Source organism: Pseudomonas sp. Leaf129, from assembly GCF_001423465.1.
In the GTDB taxonomy this organism is placed as follows: domain Bacteria; phylum Pseudomonadota; class Gammaproteobacteria; order Pseudomonadales; family Pseudomonadaceae; genus Aquipseudomonas; species Aquipseudomonas coleopterorum.
In genome coordinates this window covers 544,330-571,322 of sequence record NZ_LMOC01000006.1, presented here as the reverse complement: position 1 = coordinate 571,322, position 26,993 = coordinate 544,330, and the positions used below count along the sequence as shown (strand labels likewise).

27 protein-coding genes are annotated in these 26,993 nt (G+C 63.7%); 13 read left to right on the top strand and 14 right to left on the bottom strand.

The features are described from left to right. The first annotated feature begins 38 nt into the window (after window positions 1-38). Together ASF66_RS10650 and ASF66_RS10645 are read left to right on the top strand one after the other, a co-directional pair. Window positions 39-641, top strand: a complete 603-nt coding sequence (locus ASF66_RS10650; RefSeq protein ID WP_049862224.1) for a DUF4823 domain-containing protein — start codon at window positions 39-41, stop codon at window positions 639-641. A gap of 10 nt (window positions 642-651) precedes the next feature. After that, a complete protein-coding gene (locus tag ASF66_RS10645; RefSeq protein ID WP_056843820.1) occupies window positions 652-1,203 on the top strand; it encodes a DUF1285 domain-containing protein in 552 nt (183 codons plus the stop codon). A 48-nt stretch (window positions 1,204-1,251) separates the two neighbouring features. Here the strand turns inward: ASF66_RS10645 and ASF66_RS10640 are convergent, their stop codons facing one another. The 3 genes from ASF66_RS10640 to ASF66_RS10630 form a co-directional block, all read right to left on the bottom strand. Further along, window positions 1,252-3,696, bottom strand: a complete 2,445-nt coding sequence (locus ASF66_RS10640) for a penicillin acylase family protein (RefSeq protein ID WP_056843819.1) — start codon at window positions 3,694-3,696, stop codon at window positions 1,252-1,254. Window positions 3,697-3,892: 196 nt separating this feature from the next. Then, window positions 3,893-4,096, bottom strand: a complete 204-nt coding sequence (locus ASF66_RS22040) for an SEC-C metal-binding domain-containing protein (protein ID WP_082223728.1) — start codon at window positions 4,094-4,096, stop codon at window positions 3,893-3,895. Window positions 4,097-4,182: 86 nt separating this feature from the next. Beyond that, window positions 4,183-4,668 (bottom strand): LEA type 2 family protein, encoded by a 486-nt coding sequence (locus ASF66_RS10630; RefSeq protein WP_056843818.1) that lies wholly within the window; start codon window positions 4,666-4,668, stop codon window positions 4,183-4,185. A 170-nt stretch (window positions 4,669-4,838) separates the two neighbouring features. On the opposite strand from ASF66_RS10630, the gene ASF66_RS10625 reads away from it, so the two are divergent. Then, complete coding sequence (locus tag ASF66_RS10625) at window positions 4,839-5,381, top strand: hypothetical protein (RefSeq protein WP_056843817.1); 543 nt, start codon at window positions 4,839-4,841, stop codon at window positions 5,379-5,381. On the opposite strand, the gene ASF66_RS10620 is transcribed toward ASF66_RS10625, so the two are convergent. Together ASF66_RS10620 and ASF66_RS10615 are read right to left on the bottom strand one after the other, a co-directional pair. Next, entirely contained in the window at window positions 5,371-5,847 is a 477-nt protein-coding gene (locus ASF66_RS10620) for a YchJ family protein (RefSeq protein ID WP_056843816.1), read from the bottom strand. The genes ASF66_RS10625 and ASF66_RS10620 overlap by 11 nt on opposite strands. Window position 5,848: 1 nt before the next feature. Then, window positions 5,849-6,346: a DUF6231 family protein gene (locus ASF66_RS10615; protein ID WP_056843815.1), complete on the bottom strand. Its 498-nt coding sequence runs from the start codon at window positions 6,344-6,346 to the stop codon at window positions 5,849-5,851. Between the two features lie 163 nt (window positions 6,347-6,509). On the opposite strand from ASF66_RS10615, the gene ASF66_RS10610 reads away from it, so the two are divergent. From ASF66_RS10610 to ASF66_RS10595, 4 genes are all read left to right on the top strand, one after another. Continuing rightward, window positions 6,510-7,214, top strand: coding sequence for an OmpA family protein (locus ASF66_RS10610; RefSeq protein WP_056843814.1), 705 nt, complete (start codon window positions 6,510-6,512; stop codon window positions 7,212-7,214). Window positions 7,215-7,315: 101 nt separating this feature from the next. After that, window positions 7,316-8,044 carry an OmpA family protein gene (locus ASF66_RS10605; RefSeq protein ID WP_156463182.1) on the top strand — a complete coding sequence of 243 codons (729 nt, stop codon included), beginning with the start codon at window positions 7,316-7,318 and terminating at the stop codon, window positions 8,042-8,044. A 94-nt stretch (window positions 8,045-8,138) separates the two neighbouring features. Then, window positions 8,139-8,417: a DUF1145 domain-containing protein gene (locus ASF66_RS10600; RefSeq protein ID WP_056843813.1), complete on the top strand. Its 279-nt coding sequence runs from the start codon at window positions 8,139-8,141 to the stop codon at window positions 8,415-8,417. Next, window positions 8,410-9,168, top strand: coding sequence for a hypothetical protein (locus tag ASF66_RS10595; protein WP_049862208.1), 759 nt, complete (start codon window positions 8,410-8,412; stop codon window positions 9,166-9,168). Before ASF66_RS10600 ends, ASF66_RS10595 begins: the two co-directional genes overlap by 8 nt. On the opposite strand, the gene ASF66_RS10590 is transcribed toward ASF66_RS10595, so the two are convergent. After that, window positions 9,165-9,635, bottom strand: coding sequence for a CopD family protein (locus ASF66_RS10590; protein ID WP_056843812.1), 471 nt, complete (start codon window positions 9,633-9,635; stop codon window positions 9,165-9,167). The genes ASF66_RS10595 and ASF66_RS10590 overlap by 4 nt on opposite strands. A gap of 97 nt (window positions 9,636-9,732) precedes the next feature. Between ASF66_RS10590 and dinG the strand changes: the two genes are divergently transcribed. From dinG to ASF66_RS10565, 5 genes are all read left to right on the top strand, one after another. Beyond that, entirely contained in the window at window positions 9,733-11,877 is a 2,145-nt protein-coding gene (gene dinG / locus ASF66_RS10585; protein WP_056843811.1) for an ATP-dependent DNA helicase DinG, read from the top strand. Between the two features lie 111 nt (window positions 11,878-11,988). Further along, entirely contained in the window at window positions 11,989-13,134 is a 1,146-nt protein-coding gene (locus tag ASF66_RS10580; protein WP_056843810.1) for a serine hydrolase domain-containing protein, read from the top strand. Window positions 13,135-13,257: 123 nt separating this feature from the next. After that, on the top strand, window positions 13,258-14,238 hold the full coding sequence (locus ASF66_RS10575) for an OmpA family protein (protein ID WP_056843809.1): 981 nt from the start codon (window positions 13,258-13,260) through the stop codon (window positions 14,236-14,238). 16 nt (window positions 14,239-14,254) lie between these two features. Continuing rightward, window positions 14,255-14,902: a pyridoxamine 5'-phosphate oxidase gene (gene pdxH / locus ASF66_RS10570; RefSeq protein WP_056843808.1), complete on the top strand. Its 648-nt coding sequence runs from the start codon at window positions 14,255-14,257 to the stop codon at window positions 14,900-14,902. Between the two features lie 176 nt (window positions 14,903-15,078). After that, the gene (locus tag ASF66_RS10565) at window positions 15,079-15,543 is read left to right on the top strand and encodes a glycine zipper 2TM domain-containing protein (RefSeq protein ID WP_049862202.1); all 465 of its coding nucleotides are present in this window, start codon (window positions 15,079-15,081) and stop codon (window positions 15,541-15,543) included. 61 nt (window positions 15,544-15,604) lie between these two features. Here the strand turns inward: ASF66_RS10565 and ASF66_RS10560 are convergent, their stop codons facing one another. The 7 genes from ASF66_RS10560 to ASF66_RS10530 form a co-directional block, all read right to left on the bottom strand. Further along, window positions 15,605-17,221 carry an NAD(P)/FAD-dependent oxidoreductase gene (locus ASF66_RS10560; protein WP_056843807.1) on the bottom strand — a complete coding sequence of 539 codons (1,617 nt, stop codon included), beginning with the start codon at window positions 17,219-17,221 and terminating at the stop codon, window positions 15,605-15,607. A gap of 104 nt (window positions 17,222-17,325) precedes the next feature. Continuing rightward, on the bottom strand, window positions 17,326-18,003 hold the full coding sequence (locus tag ASF66_RS10555; protein ID WP_056843806.1) for a hypothetical protein: 678 nt from the start codon (window positions 18,001-18,003) through the stop codon (window positions 17,326-17,328). Window positions 18,004-18,235: 232 nt separating this feature from the next. Beyond that, window positions 18,236-18,937 carry an ABC transporter ATP-binding protein gene (locus ASF66_RS10550; RefSeq protein ID WP_049862199.1) on the bottom strand — a complete coding sequence of 234 codons (702 nt, stop codon included), beginning with the start codon at window positions 18,935-18,937 and terminating at the stop codon, window positions 18,236-18,238. After that, entirely contained in the window at window positions 18,938-19,705 is a 768-nt protein-coding gene (gene livG, locus ASF66_RS10545; protein WP_056843805.1) for a high-affinity branched-chain amino acid ABC transporter ATP-binding protein LivG, read from the bottom strand. Then, a complete protein-coding gene (locus ASF66_RS10540) occupies window positions 19,702-20,955 on the bottom strand; it encodes a high-affinity branched-chain amino acid ABC transporter permease LivM (protein WP_056843804.1) in 1,254 nt (417 codons plus the stop codon). The genes livG and ASF66_RS10540 overlap by 4 nt, the downstream gene beginning before the upstream one ends. Beyond that, a complete protein-coding gene (gene livH / locus ASF66_RS10535; RefSeq protein ID WP_049862196.1) occupies window positions 20,952-21,875 on the bottom strand; it encodes a high-affinity branched-chain amino acid ABC transporter permease LivH in 924 nt (307 codons plus the stop codon). The genes ASF66_RS10540 and livH overlap by 4 nt, the downstream gene beginning before the upstream one ends. Window positions 21,876-22,083: 208 nt before the next feature. Further along, window positions 22,084-23,199, bottom strand: a complete 1,116-nt coding sequence (locus tag ASF66_RS10530; RefSeq protein WP_056843803.1) for a branched-chain amino acid ABC transporter substrate-binding protein — start codon at window positions 23,197-23,199, stop codon at window positions 22,084-22,086. A gap of 370 nt (window positions 23,200-23,569) precedes the next feature. Between ASF66_RS10530 and ASF66_RS10525 the strand changes: the two genes are divergently transcribed. Then, on the top strand, window positions 23,570-23,875 hold the full coding sequence (locus ASF66_RS10525) for a DUF2288 domain-containing protein (RefSeq protein WP_049862369.1): 306 nt from the start codon (window positions 23,570-23,572) through the stop codon (window positions 23,873-23,875). Between the two features lie 177 nt (window positions 23,876-24,052). On the opposite strand, the gene rapA is transcribed toward ASF66_RS10525, so the two are convergent. Continuing rightward, complete coding sequence (gene rapA, locus ASF66_RS10520) at window positions 24,053-26,905, bottom strand: RNA polymerase-associated protein RapA (RefSeq protein WP_056843802.1); 2,853 nt, start codon at window positions 26,903-26,905, stop codon at window positions 24,053-24,055. Window positions 26,906-26,993: the final 88 nt, after the last annotated feature.

The window sequence follows — 26,993 nt, the reverse complement described above, 5'->3', positions numbered from 1 at the left end:
CCAATCGCCGGGATCTTGTCGCCGGCTCTGGAGGATGCATGCGTAACCTGGTCGTGCTGCTGGCGCTCTTGGCGTTGAGCGGCTGCATGAAGGTCAGTGATCTGGGCGAGGGCGCTCGCTACCACTTGAGCGATGCAGGCGTGCTGAACCACAGCGAAACCCGCCGCTTCAATAACCTGCGCGTGCAGCCCGACTCTTTCATCTACATCGCCCAAGGCTCGTTCGTGCCTCCCGGCGGCGCCTACCCCAGGCCCAACGTGGTCGCCGAAGAAGCGTTCGAAGCCTTCGTCGAGTACTTTCCCCTGGTACGCCGTGCCCCGGCACCGCTGGGCCTGGAACAAGCCATGGGCGAAGCCCGCAATGCCGGTGCGCATTACCTGCTCTATGCCCGTTTTGCCCGTGCCGACGACCGCATCGGCAACACGGACGAGTGGGCCGACCAAGAGGCCCTGGATCGACTCGGCGTCGACAGCAGCGTGATCCAGATCATGCTCATCGAAACCAGCACTCACTACCTCATCGACACCGCCACCATCCGCAGCCGTGGCGGACTGCTGACGATGCATGACAACAAACCGGAAGATTTGCTTGGCCCGCCCCTGGAGGACTACGCTCGTAGCCTGTTGGGCGTAAGCCGCTGAGGAGACAGGCATGACGGGCAAGGCCGACGATTTGCTGGCGCACATTCCCACTCGCGAAAAGGGTTTGCCGCCCGTGCACCTGTGGAATCCCGATTTCTGCGGGCACATCGACATGCGCATTGCCCGCGACGGCACCTGGTTCTACCAGGGCACGCCGATCGGTCGGCCGGCGATGGTCAGGTTGTTCGCGGGAATCCTGCGCCGCGATGGCGACGAGTACGTCCTGGTCACCCCGGTGGAGAAGGTGGGCATCGTCGTCGATGACGCGCCGTTCGTGGCCGTCGACATGCAGGTATCGGGTGAAGGCGAGCAGCAGACGCTGCGCTTCACCAGCAATGTCGAAGACAGTTTCGATGCGGGTGAGGAGCATCCGCTGCGGGTGGACATCGACCCCTGCAGCCAAGAGCCTTCGCCCTACGTACGGGTGCGCACCAACCTCGAAGCGCGTATTCACCGCAACGTGTTCTATCGTCTCGTCGAGTTGGCGGTTGTGCGTGATGGTTGGCTGGGGGTCTGGAGCGGTGGGGTGTTCTTCCCCATAGGCCAGGATCCAGGGCAATGATCAGCCCCCGCCCGAGTGGTGGGGGACCGTCATGGGCCGTTGAGGCGGTTACTTCTGCGGCGTCAGCGTCAGTCGCTTGATGCCATAGGCCTTCTCGAAGTTCTGCGGCTGCATCGGAAAACTGACGTACTGATTCTTGAGCCAGGCATCGATGCCATCGGTGTAGTTGGCACTGGCCGGATTGCCGGATTGCCCGCTGCTGTTGAGGCCGATCATGGGTTCGGTCTGGGCGAAGTCGACGACGATGCGCAGGGCCGGTATCGACGCGGTGTCGAAACTGTCGCCCCAACGGTAGGCTGCAGCATTGAGCGTGGTGTGATCGCCGCCAGTGGCCACCGGGCCGCGTACTGTCTGGCCAGCGACGTCCGTCCAGCTGGTGCGGTGCAGGCGGCCCCACTGCCATTTGCTGCGGTCGGCGCCCAGTTGTGTCTCGCCAGCCGTGACCGCCGCAGCCAGGCTGCGAGCCAGGATGGCAGGCTTGTCTTCCTTCTGAGGCGTGGTCACGTCGTCCCAGAACGGGCTGTCGTCGCGCCCCAGCAGATGATCGGCCTGGGCCGAATAGGAAGCCATGCCCTGAGCGACGAAGGCCTTCCAGACGGCACTGTCGATCGGGCCCAGTTCGTCGAGGAAGGTGCGCTGCATGCTTTGTTGCAGAAACAGCTCGTACAACGCGGCGTCGGCGGATTGCGCGCTCAGCCGGCCATCGAAGGCCATCAGCCGGGTGTAGGCCTCGCGGGCCTTGGTGCGATCGGCGTCGGGCAGGGCGTCGATGGCGCTCTTCAGCGGTTGCGCCATGCCGGGTGAGAGAAACATCTTCTTCAGTTTGGCGGCGAACGGGGTGGTCTGGTCGGACTGCATGGCGATCATGCTGCGGGTGTCATGCTTGCCGGCGCCGGCCAGTTCGGCCAGGCGCTCGCTGCGCTCAGGGTAGTACCAGCCGTTGGACAGCTGAATACCGTAACCCGGCGGCACGATGCGCTGGTTGGCGGTCCCCAGCCAGCCCTGCGGCGGGTCTTGGTCGTAGGGATGGAGCATCGGGTCGGCCAGGCCGTCCCAGTCATACCGGCCATCCCAGCCGGGGGAGGGCAGCATGCCCTTGCCCTCGAGGCGATTGGGGAAACGGCCGGTGACTTGCCAGCCGATGCTGTTGGCGTCGGCGAACAGCAGGTTGGTAGCCACCGCGCGGATCTGCCGGCTGGCATCCGAGGCCTTCTCGACATTGCTGGCGCGCGACAGATCGAACAGGGCGTCCAGGCTCTTGTCTTCGGTCAGGTCCGGCAGCTGCAAGGCCAAGCCATAGCCACCGCTGGCCGACAGGCCGGCGAGGTCGTTGAGCAGTGCACCATGTCCGGTCTCGTACACGGCTTCGCGCAGTGGCCGCTGCCCCTTGGCCAGGAAGGTTTCCTGACGTACCCGCGCCGGTAGCCATTTGCCGTTGGACTGATACAGCACGCGGCCGCCTTCGCTTTTGACCTTTTCAACAAATAGATCCTGGTTGTCGCCCATCACGGCCGACATGCCCCAGGCCACTTGACCATTGAAGCCGGCGAGCACGCCCGGCAGACCGGCCAGGGCGACGCCCGCGGCCTGATAACGCGGTGCCCGCAGTTGGACGAAGCTCCAGGCGGAGGGTACCGCAGTGGCGGCATGTAGATCGTTGGCGAACAGGCTTTTTCCGGACCGCGCGCGTTGCGGGGCGATGGCCCAGTTGCTGGAGCTGGCCGTGCCGAGCCGCTTGAGTTCATGGTTCAAAGTGCCGAGCCCCGCCACATGGGTCAGCGAGTTGCCCAGAGACACACCCTTGAGTTTCTCGGCCTCGGTGAACGGCAGGCTCTCATCCGGATAGACCGGCAGTAACCAGGCCAATTTATCGGTGCCCACTTTCTGCGCCAGTGCCAACGAACCCAGCTCTTCCTGCAGATTGAGCGACTGGCTGAACGACCACAGGGCGAATATCAGCGCCGAGTCTTCGGCCTTCCAGTATTCGGGGGTGTAGCCACTGAGCGGTGTCGGCAGCTTGCCGCGATAGCGGAACAGGTAGGCGTTCACGCCCCGCGCGTACACATCGAAGAAGCGCTTGAGCCGCGGTGATGCAGCGGCATACAGCTGGTCGGTGTTCTTCTTCAGGTTGATCCTGCGCAGCAGGCGGTCGCTGTCCAGTGCATCGGCACCGTCCAGCTCGGCCAGGCGCCCTTGAGCCAGCAGACGCATGCGTACCATCTGGGTGATACGGTCGCTGGCGGCGACATACCCCTGAGCAAACAGGGCATCGTGGAAGGTGTTGCTCTCGATCAGCGGCATCCCCAGGCCGTTGCGCCGTACCGAGACGTTCTGCGCCAGACCCTTGAGCGGCTGTACACCCACGCTGGGCGGCAGGCTTTGTTCGGCAGAGCCGCCCAGCCATTGTTGACAGCCAGTCAGGCTGAGCATGCCGGTCACCACGGCGGCGCAGCCGAACTTGGGCATGAAGAAAGAACGGGCGGGCGAGGCCATGGCGAAGCTCCTGCGGGGGCTGGCGTAAAAGGCGCTACGTTAGAGAGGGAGAAGGAAGCGCGCAAGCGTCTGGCGGGGGTTATTTTTGCCTGGGTCGAGCCGCTTGCGGACAGTATGCGCCGCGGTCAGCCTCGGGCTAGGTCTTGGGTTACAGAGGGGACTGCCAGAGCGCAGCCCCTTCACGCAGAGGCTCGGCTTAGGCGCCGTGGCACTTCTTGAATTTCTTGTCGCTGCCGCACGGGCATGGATCGTTGCGGCCAACGTCCTTGAGGGCATTGCGCACCGGTTCCTGCGGGGCATGATTGCAGTGCGGGCCATGCACGTGACCGTGGTCGTGCTCATGGTGATGGTCGTGATCGTGGTTGCAGTCAGGACCGTGCACGTGAGGTTGCTGGGACATCGGGGGAGCTCCGTGATTGAAATTGGCCGGAATTATCTCACCCTGGGTCTGGAATAGAAGGGCTGCGCCAAGAATCTTTGCGATGGTCAGTGGCCGGGCAGGCCGCGGGCGTTGATTTCACCGGTGTGATTCAACACCACATCGTGACCGAACAGCACCCCGGTACGCAGTTCACCGCGAAGCTCGTAGCGGATCGGTCGATCCGGATGCTTGAGCAGCTTCGACAACTCGCGCACGTGTTGCCAGAGGTTGGTGCGCACCGGCACTTCATAGTATTCGCCGCTTCTGCCGGCCACGCTGAACCAGTCGCTGGTCTCGCCCTCGCTGAGCAGCATGTCTTCCAGGCGCACGCTGTAGCTCATGCCACGTACGGGCAGGCTGCGGCGGTTGGGATTGTCGATGCGAAACCGGAGTATGAAGCGCTGCTGCAGCAGGTTGGCCTTGACCACTTCGACCTTGACCAAGTGCACCTGGGGGTCCTCGTAGTTGCCGGTGAACCAGGTCGCGCATCCCGTGAGCGCCAGCACTGAGAGCAAGCCGATGCTGCGCAGAACGAGAGTGCAAGCGGACATGGCGCGGACCTCTGGATTTGCCCTGAGTCTAACAAGGCCCGTGCGCATGACAAGGGCGAGCTTGTTGCGCCGAAACATCGTGGTCCATAATCATCGTCACGGTGCTGGCCCTTCGGCATCTAGCTGCCCATCCCCACTGCCGGCAACGGTGTCACGCCAGGAGAGTTGCCATGAGCTTGTACGAGATCGTTTTCAGCGGTGAATGCGTGCCTGGCGCGTCGCTGGATCAGGTCAAGAGCAACCTGGCGACCCTGTTCAAAGCCGATGCCCAGCGCATCGAGCTGCTGTTTTCCGGGCGCCGACTGGTGCTCAAGAACAACCTCGATGCCCAGGCGGCGGAAAAGTACCGCGCAGCCCTGGCGCGCGCAGGTGCGGTGGCGAGCATCGACGAGATGGCTCAGGAGATCGAGGAAATCATCATGACCGCGCCCGCCGCGGCAGGTGACTTCGGCCAGAAACCCATGGCCGTGGCACGCCGCGCCGAGGTCGTGCCGCGCGATGCCTACATGGCGGCGTTCGTGGCCGTCGACGCCCCCGATTTCGCCATCGCCGAGCTGGGCGCCGATCTGCAGGAGGAAAAGCCCGCAGTACGTGCGCCGAACCTCAACCTGCAGCAGTTCAGCCTGGCGCCCGCAGGCAGCGACATGGGGCAGTTGCGGCACGAGGAAAGCATTCAGGTGCCAGATATTTCCCATCTCAGGGTCATTGGCTGATGTAGCTGGCGCAGCACTTCTTGAACTTCTGCCCGCTCGCGCAGGGGCAGCTGTCGTTGCGGCTGGCCTTGAGCGGCACGGTCGGGTCGATGAAGTACCAGCGGCCGTCGTGCTGCACGAAGGCGGAGCGCTCGCGGTGGCAGTGTTCGCCAGCGCTGTCGTGCCAGCGGGCGCTGAAGGTCACGAAGGCATGTTCGGGTTGGCCGCCGAAGACTTCCGCCGCGACGACTTCCAGGCCCAGCCAGGTACTTTGAGAACTCCACTGGGCAATGGCCTGGCGGTCGAGACCGGCCTGCTGGGCGTGCAGGGTGGTGGCCACCAAATAATCGACCAGGCCCAGCACGTAGGCGCTGTAGCGCGAGCGCATCAGGCTCTGCGCATCGGGGGCCGGCTGGCCTTCGTGATAGCGGCCGCAACAGGCCGGCAGCAGATTGCCACTTGCGCACGGACAGATCGAAACGCTCATATCACCACCAATACTTGCCGAAGTTTTCCGGGTTTGCCCAGAACTTGGCGTTGAGCCAATCCGGGACTTGTTTGTATTCGCGCACATCATAGGTGTACAGCGTGAGCACCTGCTGGTCACGGGCAAAGCGCTCGCTGGCCTGCAGGGCCAGGGCGTAGAAGTCGGTGTCGTTCCACCCGCTGGCGACCGGGTCGGCCAGCACGGCGATGCAGCTCGCATTGAGGTTGCGGATGCCGGCCAGCAGGCGCGTGCCTTCGGGCTTGCTCAGGTGTTCCAGGCAATCCAGCGCCAGCGCCAGGTCGAAGCGCTGTCCGGCCAGATGCGCGGGCAGGGGGCCGGGTGCCGCTCTGGAGATCTGGGTTTCGGAGTGCGCCGCCTCGAACGCCGCCAGGGCGGGGAAGTCGCTGGCGCCGATCAGCAGCAGGCGCTGGGGCGCATGGCGTTCGAGCAGGGCCGCCAGGGCCTGTTGCGGGGTGCGGGCAGAAAATGCGTCGGTCATTGCTACTCCTCGGTCTTGGCCGTCACATTATAGGGCCTCGGCCTGATGGCCCAGCACTGATTGATCCGCCCCGACATGGCTTATTGCTGGCGCATATGGCCTGGGCAGTCTTTACTCCCTGAACATCGGCCCCTGTCGCCGATTTCCCTGAGGAGAAACCTAGATGAGCATAGTTCGGACGGCGTTACCCTTGATCCTGGTCAGCAGCGTGCTGACCGGTTGCGCAGGCTTGCAGAAAACCGACTGGCCGATGTGTGCAGCCGTGGGCGGCGTGACCGGCGCGGCGCTGGGTGCCATCGAAAGCGGATCGCTGGCCGCCGGTGTCGGCGCAGCGGCGGCCGGTGTCGGCGCGGCCTATTGCTGGGTGCATGGCGATGGCGACGAGGATGGTGATGGCGTACCGGACAGCCGCGACAAGTGTCCCGGCACGCCCAAAGGCACACCGGTCGACGCCAACGGTTGCCCACCGCCCGCTCCAGCGCCGATGCCCGTGGCCGCCGAACCGGCACCGCTGCCCAAGGAGGAAACGATCGTCATCCGCAACGTGCATTTCGAATTCGACAAGGCCACCCTCACCGCCGCCGACCGGGCGCAACTCGATACCGTCGCTACCCGCTTGAAAACCGAGGCCACCACGGCGCGCCTGAGCGTCAGCGGTCATACCGACAGTGTTGGCAAAGACGCCTACAACCAACGCTTGTCCGAGCAGCGCGCCAAGGCGGTGACTGACTACCTGGTGAGCAGCGGTGTGCCACGTGCCAGCGTGGTATCGGTCAAAGGCATGGGCGAAGCTCAACCGGTCGCCGACAACAACACCGCAGACGGTCGCGCCATGAACCGGCGTACCGAGATTCTCATCCAGCGTTGAACCTTTGCCAGTGACCGCCAGTCGCCTTGTACATCGACCGGCGGCACGCTTTACTTCTCAGTTGCCGGCACCCGCCGGCGACTCAGGAGCCTTGAATGATGCTGAAAGATCTATCGCGGGCCGTACTTCCCGCTCTGCTGGTCGCTGGTGTGCTGGGCGGTTGCAGTACCACCCGTGATGGCGCATCTCCACTGAATTCGCGTACCTGGCCGGTTTGCAGCGTGCTGGGCGGCCTGGCCGGTGGTGGCCTGGGTGCCATCGAAAGTGGCGCATGGGCCGCCGGTGGCGGTCTGGCGGGCGCCGTAGCCGCTGGCCTGGTCTGCTACGCGCAGGATGGCGACAAGGACGAAGACGGCGTGTTCGACCGCCGCGACCGTTGCCCCGACACTCCTCCCAACACCCCGGTCAAGCACAATGGCTGCCCGTTGCCCGTGTATCCGGCGGTTACCAAGGCGCCTGAGCCACCCGTGGCGGATATCCCTGAAGTCGTGACCCTGAGCGATGCCGGCGATGTACCGTTCGAATTCGGCAGTGCCGAGCTCACCGGCAGCGCCCGTACCGAGCTGACTGCCCTGGCCTCGCGCATCAAGGCCTCCCAGGTGGCCACGGTCAGGATCATCGGCCATACCGACAGCGTCGGCAGCGATGCCTTCAACCAGAAGCTGTCCGAGCAGCGTGCTGCCAGCGTGGTCTCCTTTCTGCTGTCGCAAGGCGTTGCGGCAGACAAGCTGAGCAGCGAAGGTCGTGGCGAAAGCGAGCCGGTCGACAGCAATGACACCGACGCCGGACGTGCCAAGAACCGTCGCGTGGAAATCCATCTGACGCATTGATGAATAGAGGCCGACAGAGCTTTTTCCTGCCGGCCTCTGGTCACCGCCACCCCCCAGCCGTTAATGTGCGCCTAGCCGATGCCGTGGGGGGCACATGAAAGGATTTCTGATTCTGGGTAAATGTCTGACGCTGCTGTTCTGGTGGGTGGTGCTGCTCAACCTATTCATGCCGATGGTCAAACCGTTTCATGCATTGATCAACCTGGCCGGCGGCACGCTGTTGCTGCTGCATGTGATCGAAGTCGTCGCTTTCACCAAGCGCCTGCGCGGGCGCAGCCATCCCTGGCTCGATCGCGTGCAGATCCTGCTGGCCGGGATCTTTCATATCCAATCCATTCCTGCACCGCTCGATACCGAGGCTAGCCATGCGTAAGCTGGGTCTATTGGCAGTACTGTTTGCGCCGCTGGCATTGGCCGAGTCGGTCAGTGTCGAACCTCATTCCCTGCTGCGCCTGCCGGCCAGCTCCAGCGTGCTGCAGCTGCAACGGCTGGACGTGGCGGATTACGGCACCCTGTTGATTCCGGCTAACTTGACCGACCTCAGTGTCGAGCAATTGCGCCTGGGACATGAGGCACGCATCGCTGTGGTGCCGGGCGAGCAGGAACTGCGCCTGCGAGCGCAGCACGCCGAACTGGGCAGTGGCAGCCAGATCCTGGCCCGTGGGGCACCAGGCACTCATCAAAAGGCGGCGCGCGCGGGGCGTAATCTCGACGTACAGCTGCAATCGCTCAACGCTCAGGAATTGAACATCGATGCGCGCGGTGGCGCGGGCGCCGATGGCTATGCCGGTCTCGATGGCGGCAATGGCGAGGCGCCCGGCTGCACCTGGGGTTCGGCGGGACGCGGTGGCAATGGCGACAATGGTGGCGATGGGCTGCCGGGGGCCTCTGGCGCCAACGTCCGTCTGCGCGTACCGGCCACCTTTGCCAGCGAATCGATCAAGGTCCGCACCGATGGCGGCCAGGGCGGTGCAGCCGGTGTACCGGGACGTGCAGGCGCCGGCGGCAAATCCAAGGGCTGCGTGGTGTACCGCGCCGAAGGCGGCAAGTCGGGCCGTGAGGGCTTGCCGGGACGTGTCGGCGAGGCGGGCGCCGCGGGCACCTTGAGCGTCCAGCGCTTTTAAACGTCGTTGAGCTGTCTGGCCACGGCCAGCACCACGACGGCCAGGCCCAGCAGCAGACCCGCGATGGACAGGCGTCGCAGTTTTTTCGTGGCAGCCATGCCGTCCGCCCAGTCCTGGGCCGCGACGGCTTTGCGCAGTGCGGGCAGTTGCAGCCCCTGCATGCGCAGGAACAGCGCCGCCATGATCACGTACAGGCCCATCATGATCTGGACATCGCGTGGCGCCGTCTCGAAGCCGGTGAAGTGCAGGCGCACCAGGGCGACGCCGCTGATCGGAAGAATCAGCACGGCTGCCCAGATCCAGCCGAACACCCGTGGGAAAATATCCGCCAGGCGCGTCAAGCGCCGAGCTCGCGAAGCCGCTGCAAGACCGGCGGGGCGCAGGATCATCCAGGTCGCGAGCATGCCGCCCAGCCACATCAGTACAGCGAGCCCGTGCAGGGTTTGGAAGACGCCGTCGGCGCTCATGGTTATCTCCAGCCAGCACATCGAAGTCGAGCAGGGTATGATAGCGACCCGATGAGAAACACTGAAAATATATCCAGCCTTTCGCCATGACCAGTCGATGATCAGTAACGAACTCAAAACCACGATCCAGGGCGCCTACACGCGTTTTCTCGAAGCCAAGAGCCTCAAGCCGCGCTACGGCCAGCGTCTGATGATCGCCGAAATCGCCAAGGTATTGGGCGACATCGCCTGCGACGAAGAAGGTCGTCGCAGCGGCGATCCGGCCGTGGTGGCGGTCGAGGCGGGTACCGGTACGGGCAAGACGGTAGCCTACAGCCTGGCCGCCATTCCGGTCGCCAAGGCAGCCGGCAAGCGCCTGGTGATCGCCACGGCCACGGTGGCGCTGCAGGAGCAGATCGTCTTCAAGGACCTGCCCGACCTGATGCGCAACAGTGGTCTGAACTTCACCTTTTCCCTGGCCAAGGGCCGTGGGCGCTATCTGTGCCTGTCCAAGCTCGACGTGCTGCTGCAGGAGGGTCATGCGCAGAGCGCGACCGCGCAGTTGTTCGAAGAGGAAGGCTTCAAGATCGAGGTGGACGAGGCGAGTCAGAAACTGTTCACCAGCATGATCGAGAAACTGGCCGGCAATAAATGGGACGGCGACCGCGACAGTTGGCCGGTGGCCCTGGAAGATCAGCAATGGTCACGCCTGACCACCGATCACAGCCAGTGCACCAGCCGTCATTGCCCGAACTTCCAGCAATGCGCCTTCTACAAGGCGCGTGAAGGCATGGGCAAGGTCGATGTGATCGTGACCAACCATGATATGGTGCTCGCCGACCTGGCCTTGGGCGGCGGCGCAGTACTGCCCGATCCGCGTGACACCGTCTATGTGTTCGACGAAGGTCATCACCTGCCCGACAAGGCCATTGGTCATTTCGCCCACTACAGCCGCCTGCGCTCCACGGCCGACTGGCTGGAAACCACGGCCAAGAACCTGACCAAGCTATTGGCCCAGCATCCGCTGCCCGGCGACCTGGGGCGCCTGATCGAGCAGGTTCCGGAACTGGCCCGCGAGATCAAGACCCAGCAGCAGTTCATGTTCAGCGCCTGCGAGCAACTGGCGGACTTCAAGCCGGGCGAAGACATGGAAGGCCGCGAACGGCCACGCCATCGCTTCGTGGGCGGTGTGATTCCCGAGCACATGCGGGAAATGGGCATCGAGCTGAAGAAGGGCTTCTCCAAACTGACGGATCTGTTCACCCGCCTGAGCGAGCTGCTCAAGGAAGGCATGGACGGCGAGAAGAACGTCGGCATCGCCAGTCATCAGGCCGAAGAGTGGTACCCCCTGTTCGGCAGCCTGCTGGCACGCGCACAGGGCAGCTGGGAGCTGTGGACCGCGTTCACCGCCGAGGACCCCGAGGACAGTCCGCCCATGGCCCGTTGGCTGACCTTGGCCGACAGCAGTGCGCTCTATGACATCGAGGTCAATGCCAGCCCGATCCTGGCGGCGGAAATGCTGCGTCGCAACCTGTGGAACGTTGCCTACGGCGCCCTGGTGACCTCGGCCACTCTGACTGCCCTGGGCAAGTTCGACCGGTTCCGCATGCGCGCCGGTATCCCGAAAGCTTCGGTGACTGCCATCGTGCCCAGCCCCTTTCACCATGAGCAGGCAGGCGTGCTGCGGGTTCCCGACCTACGCGCCGACCCCCGCGATGCGGCGGCGCACACGGCGGCCATCATCCGTGACCTGCCGGACCTGGTGGAAGGCTATCGCGGCTCGCTGGTGCTGTTCTCCTCGCGCAAGCAGATGCAGGACGTGTTCGACGGGCTGGACCGCGACTGGCGCAAGCAGGTGTTCATCCAGGGCAACCTGTCCAAGCAGGAAACCCTGAACAAGCACAAGGCGCGGGTCGATGGCGGTGACTCCAGCGTACTGTTCGGCCTTGCCAGCTTCGCCGAAGGGGTCGACCTGCCAGGCGCCTACTGCGAGCACGTGATCATCGCCAAGATCCCCTTTGCGGTGCCCGATGACCCGGTGGAGGCGGCGCTGGCGGAATGGATCGAGGCGCGTGGCGGCAACCCGTTCATGGAGATCGCCGTGCCCGATGCCTCTCTGCGCCTGATCCAGGCCTGTGGGCGGTTGCTGCGTACCGAGCAGGACCGCGGCACCATCACGCTGCTCGATCAGCGCCTGGTGACCCAGCGCTACGGCAAGGCGATCCTCAATGCCTTGCCACCGTTCCGCCGCGAAATTTCGTGATGGGCTGTGCAGGCCAGATGAAACAATTCTCCCTGGCAGGGCGGTTCCCAAAGCGCTGAATCGCTGAAACAATGCCCTTCATTTTTTGCCGCGCGGTCGATGGGAGTCAGGGTGCAGATACAAGGTCACTTCGAGCTGCAGTTCGAAGCCGTGCGCGAGGCGTTCGCGGCATTGTTCGACAACCCTCAGGAGCGCGGTGCCGCACTGTGCATCCAGATCGGTGGGGAAACGGTCGTCGACCTGTGGGCGGGCACCGCCGACAAGGACGGTGCGCAGGCCTGGCACAGCGATACCATCCTCAACCTGTTCTCCTGCACCAAGACCTTCACCGCCGTGACCGCCTTGCAGCTGGTCGCCGAGGGCAAACTTGCGCTGGACGCGCCGGTGGCACAGTACTGGCCGGAATTCGCCGCTGCCGGCAAACAATCGATCACCCTGCGTCATCTGCTCAGCCACCAGGCCGGTCTGCCGGCCCTGCGTGACCTGTTGCCGCCCGAAGCGCTTTACGACTGGCCACGCATGACCGCCGCACTGGCGGCGGAAACGCCGTGGTGGTCGCCGGGCACGGGCCATGGCTATGCCGCCATCACCTACGGCTGGCTGGTCGGCGAGCTGCTGCGCCGGGCCGATCATCGCAGCCCCGGCGAATCGATCATGGCGCGGGTAGCCCGGCCTCTCGGGCTGGACTTCCATGTCGGGCTGCCGGACGAGGAGTTTCACCGCGTTGCACACATTGCCCGTGGCAAGGGCAATGTCGGCGACGAAGCGGCCCAGCGTCTGTTGCAGGTCACCATGCGCGAACCTGAAGCCATGGCTACCCGCGCCTTCACCAATCCACCGTCGGTGCTGACCAGCACCAACAAGCCGGAATGGCGCCGCATGGAGCAGCCTGCGGCGAACGGTCATGGCAATGCCCGCAGTCTGGCCGGTTTCTACGCCGGCCTGCTCGATGGCAGCCTGCTCGAGCCCGAGCTGCTGGCAGAGCTGACCTGTGAACACAGCCTGGGCATGGACAAGACCCTGATGACGCCAACGCGATTCGGTCTGGGCTGCATGCTCGACCAGCCGAAAGTGGCCAACGCTACCTTCGGCCTCGGCGCCGGTGCCTTCGGTCATCCCGGAGCAGGGGGGTCGGTCGGCTTCGCCGATCCGGAGCACGATGTTGCCGTGGGCTTCGCCGTGAATACACTGGGCCCCTATGTACTGATGGACCCGCGAGCGCAGCACCTGGTCCGCGTTCTACGCGCTTGCCTCTGAAGCAATTGATCAGAAATCGACCAGCGGTCGTCCGCTGGGCTATGCCTGCACTACTCTATCAATCAATAATTTAGGCCGGTTTGTTAAACCGGTTTGTATTTACCAACACCTTGTGGAACCACCATGTCACCGAATAAATCCATCGCGTTTGCCTTGTGCCTGGCCGCTACCGGTTGTGCTCAAACTCCCCAGGATTCCTCGGCCCAGGGCGGGCATAGCTGGTGGCCATTTGGCCGTGACGCAGTCGCCAGCAAGACGGCTGACAAGGACGTCGAGCAGGCCATCAACGAAAAGGTGGCCAAGGCCGACTCCAAGTCCGACAGCGAAAGCCGCTGGTGGTGGCCGTTCGGTGCCAGCAGCACGCCTGCTCAGGCCAAGGTCGCCGAAGTGCCCAAGGTTGACCCCAAGGTCACCCAGGCCTGGCTCGACGCCTATGAGCCTAAGCTGCGCGAGGCCATCAAGGACAGCAAGTTCGAGCTCGAGCGTCGCGAAGACCTGTTGGTGATCACCGCGCCGGTCGACTCTTCGTTCAACCCGGACCGCCCTTCGATGCTGCTGCCGATCAGCCTCGGTCCGATCACCCGTGTGGCCAAGGCCATCGACGCCGACCACAAGACCGCCGTCCTGATTCTGGGCCACGCCGACACCAGCGGTGCTGCGCCGTTGAACCAGAAACTGAGTCAGGAACGCGCGCAGTCGATCGCCTCGATCTTCCGCCTCAGCGGCTTGCAGCGTGACCGCCTGACGTTGCGTGGCATGGGCTCGGTCATGCCGCGCGCCGCCAACGACAGCGTCGAAGGCCGGTCGCTGAACCGCCGCGTGGAAATTCTCCTGACCCCGCAGAACACCATGCTGGCGCTGCTGGCCAAGTACAACCAGCCGACCTTCACCGCCGCTGAAATGCTGGCGACCCAGGACGTCAAGGCTGTGCCGGCGCCGGTTGCCAAGCCAGCCGCCAAGGCGCCAGCCAAGGCTGCTACCGCCAAGAAGACCGCAGCCAAGCCCGCCGTGGCCAAGAAAGCTGCACCGGCTGCCAAGAAAACCGAGGCCAAGAAAGCTGTCGCCAAGAAAACCGTGAACAACGACCAGGCCAAGGCGCACTAATGCAAGGATCGATGCCATGACGCAAGCCCTGGCCGATATGCGCCGTAGCTACACCCGCGATGGCCTGGACGAGGCCCAGGCGCCGTCCGAGCCGTTCAGCCTGTTTCGCCAGTGGTTCGGCGATGCGGTCAACACCGAACAGGCGCCGGTGGAAGCCAACGCGATGACGCTGGCGACCGTCGATGCCGACGGTCGTCCGCACTGCCGCGTGTTGCTGCTCAAGGGCCTGGATGAACAGGGTTTTACCTTCTTCAGCAACTACGACAGCGCCAAGGGCCAGCAGCTGGCGGAACGGCCGTTTGCGGCCATGACTTTCTTCTGGCCGACCCTCGAGCGGCAGGTCCGCATCGAGGGGAGGGTGAGCAAGGTGAGTGCGGCCGAGTCCGACGCCTATTACCAGGTCCGCCCACTGGGCAGTCGCCTGGGTGCCTGGGCGTCGCCGCAGAGCCAAGTCATTGCCGATCGTGGCGAACTGGAAGCGTTGCTTGAAGCGACAGAGCAGCGTTTCAGCGGTACCGAACCGCAGTGCCCGGCGCACTGGGGCGGCTACCGCCTGGTTCCTGATCGGATCGAGTTCTGGCAGGGGCGACCCAGTCGCTTGCACGACCGCCTGAACTACCGCCTCGACGCCGGTTCGTGGATCCGCGAACGCCTGGCGCCCTGACCCTGCTCTGACCTTTTGCCACTGAACGTTGTCCAGACGTTCAGTGGCCGGTCGAGCTTCCTGGCCTGCATCAGCCCCGTCTGACGCCAACATGACTTAAATTTTTATAGACCGTGTCGTGACAGCCGTTGCTCTGCGGCGTCTAATGAGCACATGTCCCATGGAGTCCTGCCAAAATGCGCAAGTCAGTTCTGTTAGTTGCCTGCTTCACCACGATGTCCCTGTTGCTGGGCGGATGCGCCTCCAATCTGTCGGGCGACTCCTATTCGCGCGATGAAGCGCGCCGCGTGCAAACCGTGCGCATGGGCACCATCGAGTCGCTGCGTCCGGTCAAGATCGAAGGCACCAAGACGCCAATCGGCGGCGGTGCTGGCGCGGTGGTCGGTGGTGTTGCCGGCAGCGCGGTAGGCGGTGGCCGTGGCAGCATCGTCGCGGCCGTGATCGGCGCCGTGGCCGGTGGCCTGTTGGGTTCGGCGACCGAGGAAGGTTTCACCCGTACCCAAGGCGTGGAAATCACCGTGCGCGAGGATGACGGCAGCATGCGTGCCTACGTTCAGGCCGTGCAGGAGAACGAGATTTTCCGCGTTGGTGAACGTGTCCGCATCATGACGGTAGACGGCACCAGCCGCGTCGCTCACTAAGCGAACCCTGTCATGAAAAAACCGGCCTCGGCCGGTTTTTTCATGCTTGCGAATCGGCCACCTAGGTCGGCTGCAGGCCAAGGATGTCGCGGGCCACGGCTTCGGCGATGCGTACACCATCGACACCTGCGGAGAGAATCCCGCCGGCATAGCCTGCGCCTTCACCGGCTGGAAACAGGCCTTTGAGATTGAGGCTCTGGTAGTCGACGCCGCGGGTGATGCGCAGCGGCGAGGACGTACGGGTCTCGATACCGGTCAGTACGGCGTCGTGCATCGAGAAGCCTCTGATCTGGCGCTCGAAGGCCGGCAGCGCTTCGCGGATCGCTTCGATGGCGAAGTCTGGCAACGACAGCGCCAGGTCGCCCAAAGTGACGCCGGGCTTGTAGGAAGGCTCGACGCTGCCCAGTGCGGTGGACGGCTTGCCGGCCACGAAGTCGCCCAGCAGCTGTGCGGGCGCCTGGTAGTTGCTGCCGCCCAGCAGATACGCAGTGGATTCGAGCTGCTCCTGCAGCTCGATCCCGGCCAGCGGGCCGCCTGGATAATCCTGCTCGGGTGTGATGCCGACGACGATGCCGGAGTTGGCATTACGCTCGTTGCGCGAGTACTGGCTCATGCCGTTGGTGACCACGCGACCCGGTTCCGACGTCGCCGCCACCACGGTACCGCCAGGGCACATGCAGAAGCTGTAGACCGACCGGCCATTCTTGGCGTGGTGCACCAGCTTGTAGTCAGCCGCGCCCAGCTTCGGATGCCCGGCGTATTTGCCCAGCCGCGCCCGGTCGATGATGCCTTGCGGATGCTCGATACGGAAACCGATGGAAAAAGGCTTGGCTTCCATGAACACGTTGCGCGCGTGCAGCATGCGGAAGGTGTCGCGGGCGCTGTGCCCCAGGGCCATGATCACGTGATTGGAATGCAGCTGCTCGCCGCTTTCCAGGACTACACCCTGCAGACGCTCGCCATCGATCAAAAGATCGGTGACCTTTTGCTCGAAACGGATCTCGCCGCCCAGGGCGATGATCTGCTGGCGCATGTTCTCGACCATGCCGGTCAGGCGGAACGTCCCGATGTGCGGCTTGCTGACGTAGAGGATTTCCTCGGGCGCGCCGGCCTTGACGAACTCGTGCAGCACCTTGCGCCCGTGGTGGTACGGGTCCTTGATCTGGCTGTAGAGCTTGCCGTCGGAGAAGGTACCGGCGCCACCCTCGCCGAACTGCACGTTGGATTCGGCGTTGAGCACGTTCTTGCGCCACAGGCCCCAGGTGTCCTTGGTGCGCTGACGCACCTCCTTGCCACGCTCGAGCACGATGGGCTTGAAGCCCATCTGGGCCAGCAGCAGGGCGGCAAAGATGCCGCAAGGTCCGAAACCTACCACCAGGGGGCGCTGGGCATAGTCCTGCGGTGCATGCCCCACGACCTTGTAGCTGACATCCGGAGCCACGTTGACGTTGTGGTCATCGACGAAGCGCTCGAGCACGTCGGCTTCGCCGTTCACCTGCAGATCGATGGTGTAGATGAACTGCAGTTCGCTGTTCTTCTTGCGCGCATCGTAGCTGCGCTTGAACAGGGTGAAGTCCAGCAGGTCGGCGTCGGCGATGCCCAGGCGGTGCACGATGGCAGGGCGCAGGGCGTCGTCGGAGTGGTCCAGGGGCAACTTGAGTTCGGTGATTCGTAGCATGACAGGTCCAAAAATCCGGGCGCGCCCCGGGGGCATAACAGAACCCGGCATTATAAACGCGATGCGCCGCCCGACGTCAGGTAAAAAACGCCGGACGGTGCGGGTTACTGGTTGCGCGCTCCGCCGAAGGTGGCGCAGCCACGCTGTACCTCGCCGTTCACGCGCAGTTCGGCGGAGAGGAACTGCACACCGTTGTTGCGCGAATCCACACAGCGCTGGGGAGCCACCCACAGTTCGATGCGCTGGTTGTTGGCTTCGGTGGACAGGTTGAAGCGACCGCCGCCGACCTGTTCTTCGACATAGGGCAACGCGAAGGGGGGCTGACCTTCACGGTCCACGACCATGCCCTGGCCCGTGACCCTGACCTGCCAGCGCGGGGACTCGCCACCGGCGCTCAGGCTGGACAGTTTGAAGTCCGGGTCCTTGCACGCGGCCAGCGAGCGATCGAGTCGATACAGTTGATGCAGGCGCAACTGGCCATCGGTGCCGCCATTGGTGCTGGCATCGAAACGCCCGCGCAGGTCGGCGTAGACCACAGGGCGATTGCCCGCCAGCTGCGAAGCTTCCTGCAGCACGCCGGTATCGTTGCTGTCGATGACCGCGTAGCGGCGCGGATCGCCGCAGGGCTGGAAGAACAGCCGGCCGTTGTCACCTTGCAGCGCGCCTTGCATGCGCGTCAGACCGGCGGTGGAGGGCGCGTCAGGTGCGCGGTTGAAGAAGGATTGGCAACTGGCGAGCAGCGGCAGCAGGACGAGCATGGCAAGGGAGCGGGGCAGGTGCATCGTGGGTCTCCTGAACAATGGAGGGCACGGTAGCACAGGGGGCGTGAAAAGCGTGTTCATGGGGATTGGGCTACGCCGCTCACTCCATTTCACGGTCTACCGTAGGAGCGGTCCGCGGCCGCGAAGGCCCTACCGCGGTCTGTCAGTCGAGCCGCGGTGATGGCTTCGCGGCCGCAGACCGCTCCTACGGGTAGCGGAGCGGCAACTCCCATGTATGAGCCTGGCGGCCCACTCAACCGCCCAGATAGGCCTCGCGCACCTTTGGATCGGTAAGCAGGGCTTCGCCGCTGCCCTGCATGACCACTCGGCCGTTTTCCAGCACATAGGCGCGGTCGGCGATCTTCAGGGCCTGGTTGGCGTTCTGCTCCACCAGAAACACGGTCACGCCGTCGCGGCGCAGCTGTTCGATGATGTCGAAGATCTGCTGGATGATGATCGGCGCCAGGCCCAGCGAGGGTTCGTCGAGCAGCAGCAGCTTGGGTTTGCTCATCAGCGCGCGACCGATGGCAAGCATCTGCTGTTCACCGCCGGACATCGTGCCGCCGCGCTGGCTGAAGCGCTCCTTGAGCCGCGGGAACAACGCCAGGACCTTGTCCATCTGTTCCTGGTAATCACCCTTGTCGGTGAAGAACCCGCCCATGGCCAGGTTTTCCTCGACGGTCAGGCGCGCGAACACCCGTCGGCCCTCGGGCACCACGGCAATGCTCTTGCGCATGATTTCCGCCGATTCCTTGCCCACCAGCTCTTCGCCCATGTAGCGAATGCTCCCCGAGTGCGCCCTTGGCGCGCCGCAGAGGGTCATCAGCAGGGTCGACTTGCCCGCGCCGTTGGCGCCGATCAGCGTGACGATCTCGCCCTGGCGGACCTCCACGTTGACCCCGTGCAGCGCCTGGATCTTGCCGTAGAAGGTGGAAACGTTTTCGAACTGCAGCATTTACGCTTCCCCCAGATAGGCTTTGATGACTTCAGGATTGTCACGGATCTGTTCGGGCGTGCCATCGGCCAGGGGGGTGCCCTGGTTGATCACGACGATGTGGTCGGAAATGCTCATCACCAGCTTCATGTCATGCTCGATCAACAGCACGGTGGCGTTGTGTTCTTCACGCAGAACGCCGATCAGCGCCTTCAGGTCATCGGTTTCACGCGGGTTGAGGCCGGCCGCAGGTTCGTCGAGCATCAGCATGCGCGGTCGCGTCATCATGCAGCGAGCGATTTCCAGGCGGCGTTGCTGGCCATAGGCGAGCGTGCCCGCAGTGCGGTTGGCGAACTCCTTGAGGTTGACCTTTTCCAGCCAGTATTCGGCGTACTCCATGGCGTCCCTTTCGCTCTTGCGAAAGTTCGGCGTCTTGAACAGACCGGCGAAGAAGTTGGTGTTCAAGTGCCGATGCTGGGCGATCAGCAGATTCTCCAGCGCGGTCATTTCCTTGAACAGGCGTACGTTCTGGAAGGTGCGCACCACGCCCTTGCGGGCGATCTGATGGCCTGGCAGACCCTGGATCGGCTGGCCATCGAGCAAGATGGTTCCGCCGCTGGGCTTGTAGAAACCGGTCAGGCAGTTGAACACCGTGGTCTTGCCTGCGCCGTTGGGGCCGATCAGGGCCACCACCTGCTTTTCCTTCACGCTCAGGGCCACACCGTTGACCGCCAGCAGGCCGCCGAAGCGCATGCTCAGGTCAGTGACTTGCAGAATGTTCTGGCTCATTTGCGCAGCTCCAGGTGGGGACGCTGCATCGGAAGCAAGCCTTGCGGACGCCAGATCATCATCAGCACCATCAGGGCGCCGAACATCAACATGCGGTAGTCGCTGAACTCACGCATCAACTCGGGCAGCAGGATCATCACGATGGCGGCGAGGATCACCCCCAGCTGCGAACCCATGCCACCCAACACGACGATGGCGAGAATGATCGCAGACTCGATGAAGGTGAACGACTCAGGGGTAACCAGGCCTTGGCGCGCGGCGAAGAAGCTGCCGGCAAAGCCTGCAAAGGCTGCGCCCAGGGTGAACGCGGAAAGCTTGATCACGGTCGGGTTCAGGCCCAGCGCGCGGCAGGCGATCTCGTCTTCGCGCAAGGCTTCCCACGCGCGGCCAATGGGCATGCGCAACAGGCGATTGATGACGAACAGCGCGGCCAGGGCCATCAGCAGGGCGATCAGATAGAGGAAGATGACCTTGCTGATCGGGCTGTATTCCAGACCGAAGAACTGGTGGAAGGTCTGGCTGCCTTCGGCGGCGCGGCGTTCGAACGTCAGGCCGAGCAACGTCGGTTTCTCGATGTTGCTGATGCCGTTCGGGCCTCCGGTGATGTCGGTGAGGTTGCGCAGGAAGATCCGGATGATTTCGCCGAAGCCCAACGTGACGATAGCCAGGTAGTCACCGCGCAGACGCAGCACCGGGAAGCCCAGCAGGAAGCCGAAGGTGGCCGCCAGCAGGCCTGCCAGCGGCAGGCATTCCCAGAAGCTCAGGCCGAAATAGTGCGACAGCAGGGCGTAGCCGTAGGCGCCGACGGCGTAGAAGCCGACGTAGCCCAGGTCGAGCAGGCCCGCCAGACCGACCACGATGTTCAGCCCCAGGCCGAGCATGACGTAGATCAGGATCAGAGTCGCGATGTCGACCGCGCCGCGTGAACCGAAGAACGGCCAGATGAAGGCCAGCACCACCAGGGCCAGGATGGCCCAGCGCTGAGTGCTGGGCAGGGTCAGGAAGTTCGAGGCCTTGGCCGGTATCAACGGGCGGCTCGAATCGCGGCGCAGGCCGCCGATGCGTTCGGCGAACAGCACCCGCAGGAACATCAGCACCGAGCAGCCGGCAATGGTCAGCAGCGTGCCGGTGCTGGCGTTCTGCACAACCAGGGTGACACCGGAGAAGGCCAGTTTCAGGCCCAGTACCGGGTAGGCCACGGCCCACACCAGTGCCGCGCTGAAGAGCGCGGATCGAAGAGACTTGCTCATACTTTCTCAACCTCCGGACGGCCCAGGATGCCGGTCGGCCGGAACAATAGAACCAGGACCAGCAGGCCGAACGAAACGACGTCCTTGTACTGGTCACCGAAGATATCCGCGCCGAAGGCTTCGGCCACGCCCAGAACCAGGCCGCCGAGCATGGCACCTGGAATGCTGCCGATGCCGCCCAGAACAGCAGCGGTAAAGGCCTTGAGCCCGACCAGGAAGCCGGCGCTGGGGTTGATCACGCCGTACTGCATGCTCAGCAGCACCGCTGCGACGGCCGCCAGGGCCGCGCCGATGACGAAGGTCAGGGCGATGATCGCGTTGGTATTGATGCCCAGCAGGTTGGCCATCTTCATGTCCTCGGCGCAGGCGCGACAGGCGCGGCCCATGCGCGAGCGGGAAATGAACAGGGTCAGGCCGTACATCGCGGCGAGCGTCACCATGAACACCAGGATCTGCATGTAGGAAATCTGCACTTCCTCGGCGCCGCCAGGGCCGAAGGTCAGGCTGCCGGGAAGCAGGTTGGGGATGGCGAAGTTGCCCGAGCCCTGGGACAGCTGCACCGAGTTCTGCAGGAAGATCGACATGCCGATCGCCGAGATCAGCGGGATCAACCGGTTGCTGTTGCGCAGCGGCCGATAGGCGACCCGTTCGATGCTGTAGCCATAGGCGCTGGTGACCAGGATGGCGGCGGCGAAGCCGGCGATCATCAGGATCGGAAGACTGTGGATGCCCAGCATGGCCAGGCCTGCCAGGACAATGAAAGTGACATACGAACCGATCATGTACACCTCGCCATGGGCGAAGTTGATCATGCCGATGATGCCGTACACCATCGTGTAGCCGATGGCGATCAATGCATAGGTGCTGCCGATGGTCAGGCCATTCACCAACTGCTGCATGTAGTGGAATAGTTCAGGCATTTACCGCGCTCCTAAAAACCTGTTCGCATTTCTCCAGCCGTGTCCGAGCGCTCTCCTTGGCGCAGTGTTGCCGGGCAGGGCAGGTGAACCGCTGGTCACGGTTTCAAGATTTTCAGGGGGCCAGACGGTGGATTGCACCGGCTGTACCCGTCACTCGTAAAACAAAGCCCACTGCGGTGCAGTGGGCTTTGTGGGGGTGTTGCCAGGCTTACTGGGCGGCTTCGGTCTTCGGCTTGCCGAAGTGCCACTCGTAGACCACGAACTGGAAGTTCTTCAGGTCGCCCTTGGTGTCGTAGCTCAGCTCACCCATTGGCGTCTTGAAGGTACCGGCGTGAATGGCCGCAGCCACCTTGTCGGTGTCTTCGCTCTTGGCGGCGGTGATGCCGTCGGCAATCACTTGCACGGCCGAGTAGGACGGGTAGACGAACGGACCGCTAGGATCCTGTTTCTTGTCCTGGAAGGCCTTGGTCAGAGCGACGTTGGTCGGGTCCTTGTCGAAGGATTTGGGCAGGGTGACCAACAGGCCTTCGGAGGCTTCGCCGGCGATCTGCGAAATCGAGTCGTTGCCCACGCCTTCAGGGCCCATGAACTTGGCGTTCAGGCCTTTTTCCTTGGACTGGCGCAGAATCTGGCCCAGTTCCGGGTGGTAGCCGCCGTAGTAGACGAAGTCGACATTGGCCTGCTTGAGCTTGGCGATCAGCGAGGAGAAGTCCTTGTCGCCGGCATTGATGCCTTCGAACACGGCGACCTTGACGCCTTTGCCTTCCAGGGTGGTCTTGACCGCGCTGGCAATGCCTTCGCCGTACTGCTGCTTGTCGTGGATCACGGCCACGGTCTTGGGCTTGACCACATCGGCGATGTAGTTGCCGGCGGCAGGGCCCTGGGCGCTGTCCAGGCCGATGGTACGGAAGACCAGCTTGTAGCCACGCGCGGTGAGCTCGGGGCTGGTGGCCGCCGGGGTGACCATGATGATGCCTTCGTCTTCGTAGACGTCGGAGGCAGGCTGGGCGGAGCTGGAGCACAGGTGACCGACGACGAACTTGACGCCGTCGTTGACCACCTTGTTGGCGACCGCAACGGCTTGCTTCGGATCGCAGGCATCGTCGTATTCGACCGCTTCGAGTTTCTTGCCGTCGACGCCGCCCTTGGCGTTGATCTGCTCGATGGCCATCTTCGCGCCGTTGAACTGCATCACGCCGTATTCGGCGACCGGACCGGTCTTGGGACCGGCGATACCGATCTTGATGGTGTCGGCCGCCATCGAGTGGCTGGCGACGCCGGCCAGAACCAGAGCGGCAAACAGTTTGGAAATCTGCTTATTCATTAGTGCTCCCTTTTTGCGTTGTATTTTTTATAGTCCTGGCCGAACAGGCGACGGACCGAATCTTGGCCATCCTCACCGCTTTACCCCCTCGGCGAGACATGGCAGACGACATCCGAATCTGCACCCGACAACTGTACCGGTACAGTGTAGAGCGCCGCTTTATCCGTTGGAAAGCTGGCGTTTGCAGCGAAATCGATCGGTTGTCGCTAAATCGACATAAAGTTACAGATTCGAGTACATTTCGGCGGGTGACAGCGCCAGAACGCCCCGATTACAAGGGCAAAACTCGAAGCTGTATATTGCAACCGGGTTTTTCCAGGTGATTCGGACGGCTATCATGGCGCCGATTTTTTTCCTGACGGTAGAACCCATGACTGAAAACGCTAGCACCCTCTATGCCAAGCTGCTGGGCGAGACTGCAATTATCGAATGGCAGGCGCTGCAACCCTTTTTCGCCAAGGGTGCCCTGTTGTGGGTCGATCCTGCGCTGGATCTGATCACGGTGGCGCAAGCGTTGGCTGAAGACGCGCACGCCTTGGTAGCTCAATGGCTGGCCGATGGGCAGGTCGAGAAGCTGTCTGCGCCGCGGGCTCTGGATTTCTGCGAGCGCGATCCGACGCTATGGGCGGTGGTGGTTTCGCCCTGGGTGGTGATCCAGGAAAGGGCGTCGCAGTAAAAGCTGCACCGCATTGGTGCAGTACTAAATCATTATTGGCGGGGGCTGTTCAGCGCTGCGTCCGATGGCGAGACAAGCGCAGGGCGTAAGAGTGAGCGAGCGACACGCTCAGTAACAGGTGGGGTGAAACCGTAACGCCTTGCCCCGCAGGCTTGGGCCTGCGAGGCAAGTGATGAATCAGCCTGCCACCAGAACCCGGATCGCTTCCAGGCGCAGGGCGGCCTTCTCGAGCATCGCCAGGCCTTCCTCACGCTGCTTTCGCAGGGCGACCAGTTCACTGTCACGCACGGTTGGATTGACCGCCTGCAGAGCGGTCAGTCGGGCCAGTTCTTCATCCGTCTCGGCGGCCAGACGATGTTGTGCCTGGGCCACGCGTTCGGCATGACGCGGCGCGATCTTGCTTTCGCCGGCAGTGATACGCGGTGCCAGCACATCGCGCTGGGCCTGGATGAACTTGTTGGCGCTGGCCTTGGGCACGCTTTCGAGCTGGTCGTTGAGGGTTTCGAACGACACGCGCGACGCCAGGTCGTTGCCGTTGGTGTCGAGCAGGCAGCGCAGGGCAGCCGGCGGCAGGTAACGGCCCAACTGCAACGAGCGCGGTGCCACCACTTCGCTCACGTAGAGCAACTCCAGCAGCACGGTGCCAGGCTTGAGCGCCTTGTTCTTGATCAGCGCCACCGCGGTGTTGCCCATGGAACCCGCCAGCACCAGGTCCATGCCGCCCTGCACCATGGGGTGTTCCCAAGTGATGAACTGCATGTCTTCACGCGACAGCGCCTGCTCGCGGTCGTAGGTGATGGTCACGCCTTCGTCGTCGCCCAGCGGGAAGCTGGCATCCAGCATCTTTTCGCTGGGGCGCAGGATGAGCGCGTTGTCGGAATGGTCCTCGCTGTCGATGCCGAAGGCGTCGAAGAGGGTTTCCATGTAGATCGGCAGGGCGAATTGGTCGTCCTGCTCCTCGATCGCGGCCACCAGGGCCTGTCCCTCGCCGTCGCCGCCGGAGTTGAGCTCCAGCAGCCGGTCACGCCCGGTGTGCAGCTCGCTTTCCAGCGCTTCGCGACAGCCGCGGGCTTCGTCGATCAACGCTTGCCATTCACCGTCGTCGGCGTTTTCCAGCATTGGCAGCAAACGCGGACCGAATTGATGCTGCAGCGCGTTGCCGGTCGGGCAGGTGTTGAGGAAGGCATTGAGCGCACCGTGGTACCACTGGAACAGACGCTCCTGCGGGCTGTTTTCCAGGTACGGCACGTGCAGCTCGATGATGTGCTTCTGACCAATCCGGTCGAGACGACCGATGCGCTGCTCCAGCAGGTCGGGGTGCGCAGGCAGGTCGAACAGCACCAGGTGGTGGGCGAACTGGAAGTTGCGCCCCTCGCTGCCGATTTCCGAGCAGATCAGGACCTGTGCGCCGAATTCCTCGTCGGCGAAGTAGGCCGCCGCACGGTCACGTTCCAGGATGCTCATGCCTTCGTGGAAGACCGTGGCCAGAGTGCCGGAGCGCACGCGCAGGGCGTCTTCCAGGTCCATCGCGGTTTCGGCATGGGCGCAGATGACCAGCACCTTGGTGCGCTTGAGCATCTTGAGGGTGTCGATCAGCCATTCGACCCGTGGATCGAAACGCCACCAGCGCTCGGCTTCAGCGTCCTCGGCCTGGGCCTGGGCCTGGAAGCTGACTTCCGGGTACAGGTCGGCGTGTTCGCCCAGCGGCAGTTCCAGGTATTGGTCCGGGCTCGGCAGCGGGTAGGGGTGCAGCTTGCGCTCCGGAAAGCCCTGCACCGCCGCACGGGTGTTGCGGAACAGCACGCGCCCGGTGCCGTGGCGATCGAGCAGTTCACGGATCAGGCGCGGCCCGGCTTCCTCGTCGCCGGCATTGACCGCCGCGACCAGGGTGTCGCCATCGGCGCCAAGCAGGCCGTGGATGGTCTGTTGCGCGGTGGTCGACAGGCGACCCTTGTCCAGCAGCTCCTGCACGGCCTCGGCGACCGGGCGGTAGTTCTCGCTTTCGGCGCGGAAGGCGGCCAGGTCATGGAAACGGTTCGGATCGAGCAGGCGCAGACGGGCGAAATGACTGTCCTGGCCCAATTGCTCGGGGGTAGCGGTGAGCAGCAGCACCCCGGGAATGACCTCGGCCAACTGCTCGACCAGCGAATACTGCGGGCTGGCCTTTTCCTCGTGCCACACCAGGTGGTGCGCCTCGTCGACCACCAGCAGGTCCCAGCCGGCGGCGAACAGCGCATCCTGGGCCTTCTCGTCTTCGGTCAGCCATTCCAGCGAGACCAGCGCCAGTTGTGCATCTTCGAACGGGTTGCTGGCATCGCTTTCGATGAAGCGCTCGGCATCGAACAGCGCCACCTGCAGGTTGAAGCGTCGACGCATCTCCACCAGCCATTGGTGCTGGAGGTTTTCCGGCACCAGGATCAGCACGCGGCTGGCGCGGCCAGACAGCAGCTGGCGGTGAATCACCAGGCCGGCTTCGATGGTCTTGCCCAGGCCCACTTCGTCGGCCAGCAGTACGCGCGGGGCGATCCGGTCGGCCACTTCGCGGGCGATGTGCAACTGGTGCGCGATGGGTTGCGCACGCACGCCGCCCAGGCCCCAGAGCGAGGACTGCAACTGCTTGCTGGTGTGTTCCAGCGTGTTGTAGCGCAGCGAGAACCACGGCAGTGGATCGATCTGCCCAGCGAACAGGCGGTCGCTGGCCAGGCGGAACTGGATGAAGTTGGACAGCTGGGTTTCAGGCAGCGTGCATTGCTCGTTCTGCGCATTCAGGCCGTGGTAAACCAGCAGGCCGTCGGCGTCGTCGACTTCGCGTACGGTCAGTTTCCAACCTTCGAAGTGGGTGATCACGTCGCCTGGGGAAAAGCGCACGCGCGTCAATGGGGCATTGCGCAATGCGTACTGGCGGGTTTCGCCGGTGGCCGGGTAGAGCACGGTGAGCAAGCGACCGTCCTGGGCCAGGACGGTGCCCAGGCCGAGTTCCGCTTCGCTGTCGCTGATCCAGCGTTGCCCCGGTTGATACTGCTGCGCCATGCTGCCTGTCTCCCGCTTTTGAAAAGGCGCTGATTCTAACGGATTGGGGGGCGCAGGGCCAAAGGTATGCTGAATAATCTGGGCGCCG

Coding starts and splice junctions, on each gene's coding strand:
- ASF66_RS10595 (WP_049862208.1), top strand. CDS start 8,410: ATGCGTAAGCTGGGTCTATTGGCAGTACTGTTTGCGCCGCTGGCATTG.
- ASF66_RS10610 (WP_056843814.1), top strand. CDS start 6,510: ATGAGCATAGTTCGGACGGCGTTACCCTTGATCCTGGTCAGCAGCGTG.
- rapA (WP_056843802.1), bottom strand. CDS start 26,905: ATGGCGCAGCAGTATCAACCGGGGCAACGCTGGATCAGCGACAGCGAA.
- livH (WP_049862196.1), bottom strand. CDS start 21,875: ATGCCTGAACTATTCCACTACATGCAGCAGTTGGTGAATGGCCTGACC.
- ASF66_RS10630 (WP_056843818.1), bottom strand. CDS start 4,668: ATGTCCGCTTGCACTCTCGTTCTGCGCAGCATCGGCTTGCTCTCAGTG.
- ASF66_RS10620 (WP_056843816.1), bottom strand. CDS start 5,847: ATGAGCGTTTCGATCTGTCCGTGCGCAAGTGGCAATCTGCTGCCGGCC.
- ASF66_RS10565 (WP_049862202.1), top strand. CDS start 15,079: ATGCGCAAGTCAGTTCTGTTAGTTGCCTGCTTCACCACGATGTCCCTG.
- ASF66_RS10640 (WP_056843819.1), bottom strand. CDS start 3,696: ATGGCCTCGCCCGCCCGTTCTTTCTTCATGCCCAAGTTCGGCTGCGCC.
- dinG (WP_056843811.1), top strand. CDS start 9,733: ATGATCAGTAACGAACTCAAAACCACGATCCAGGGCGCCTACACGCGT.
- ASF66_RS10555 (WP_056843806.1), bottom strand. CDS start 18,003: ATGCACCTGCCCCGCTCCCTTGCCATGCTCGTCCTGCTGCCGCTGCTC.
- ASF66_RS10645 (WP_056843820.1), top strand. CDS start 652: ATGACGGGCAAGGCCGACGATTTGCTGGCGCACATTCCCACTCGCGAA.
- ASF66_RS10525 (WP_049862369.1), top strand. CDS start 23,570: ATGACTGAAAACGCTAGCACCCTCTATGCCAAGCTGCTGGGCGAGACT.
- ASF66_RS22040 (WP_082223728.1), bottom strand. CDS start 4,096: ATGTCCCAGCAACCTCACGTGCACGGTCCTGACTGCAACCACGATCAC.
- ASF66_RS10530 (WP_056843803.1), bottom strand. CDS start 23,199: ATGAATAAGCAGATTTCCAAACTGTTTGCCGCTCTGGTTCTGGCCGGC.
- ASF66_RS10540 (WP_056843804.1), bottom strand. CDS start 20,955: ATGAGCAAGTCTCTTCGATCCGCGCTCTTCAGCGCGGCACTGGTGTGG.
- ASF66_RS10615 (WP_056843815.1), bottom strand. CDS start 6,346: ATGACCGACGCATTTTCTGCCCGCACCCCGCAACAGGCCCTGGCGGCC.
- ASF66_RS10600 (WP_056843813.1), top strand. CDS start 8,139: ATGAAAGGATTTCTGATTCTGGGTAAATGTCTGACGCTGCTGTTCTGG.
- ASF66_RS10550 (WP_049862199.1), bottom strand. CDS start 18,937: ATGCTGCAGTTCGAAAACGTTTCCACCTTCTACGGCAAGATCCAGGCG.
- ASF66_RS10575 (WP_056843809.1), top strand. CDS start 13,258: ATGTCACCGAATAAATCCATCGCGTTTGCCTTGTGCCTGGCCGCTACC.
- ASF66_RS10560 (WP_056843807.1), bottom strand. CDS start 17,221: ATGCTACGAATCACCGAACTCAAGTTGCCCCTGGACCACTCCGACGAC.
- pdxH (WP_056843808.1), top strand. CDS start 14,255: ATGACGCAAGCCCTGGCCGATATGCGCCGTAGCTACACCCGCGATGGC.
- ASF66_RS10590 (WP_056843812.1), bottom strand. CDS start 9,635: ATGAGCGCCGACGGCGTCTTCCAAACCCTGCACGGGCTCGCTGTACTG.
- ASF66_RS10625 (WP_056843817.1), top strand. CDS start 4,839: ATGAGCTTGTACGAGATCGTTTTCAGCGGTGAATGCGTGCCTGGCGCG.
- ASF66_RS10650 (WP_049862224.1), top strand. CDS start 39: ATGCGTAACCTGGTCGTGCTGCTGGCGCTCTTGGCGTTGAGCGGCTGC.
- livG (WP_056843805.1), bottom strand. CDS start 19,705: ATGAGCCAGAACATTCTGCAAGTCACTGACCTGAGCATGCGCTTCGGC.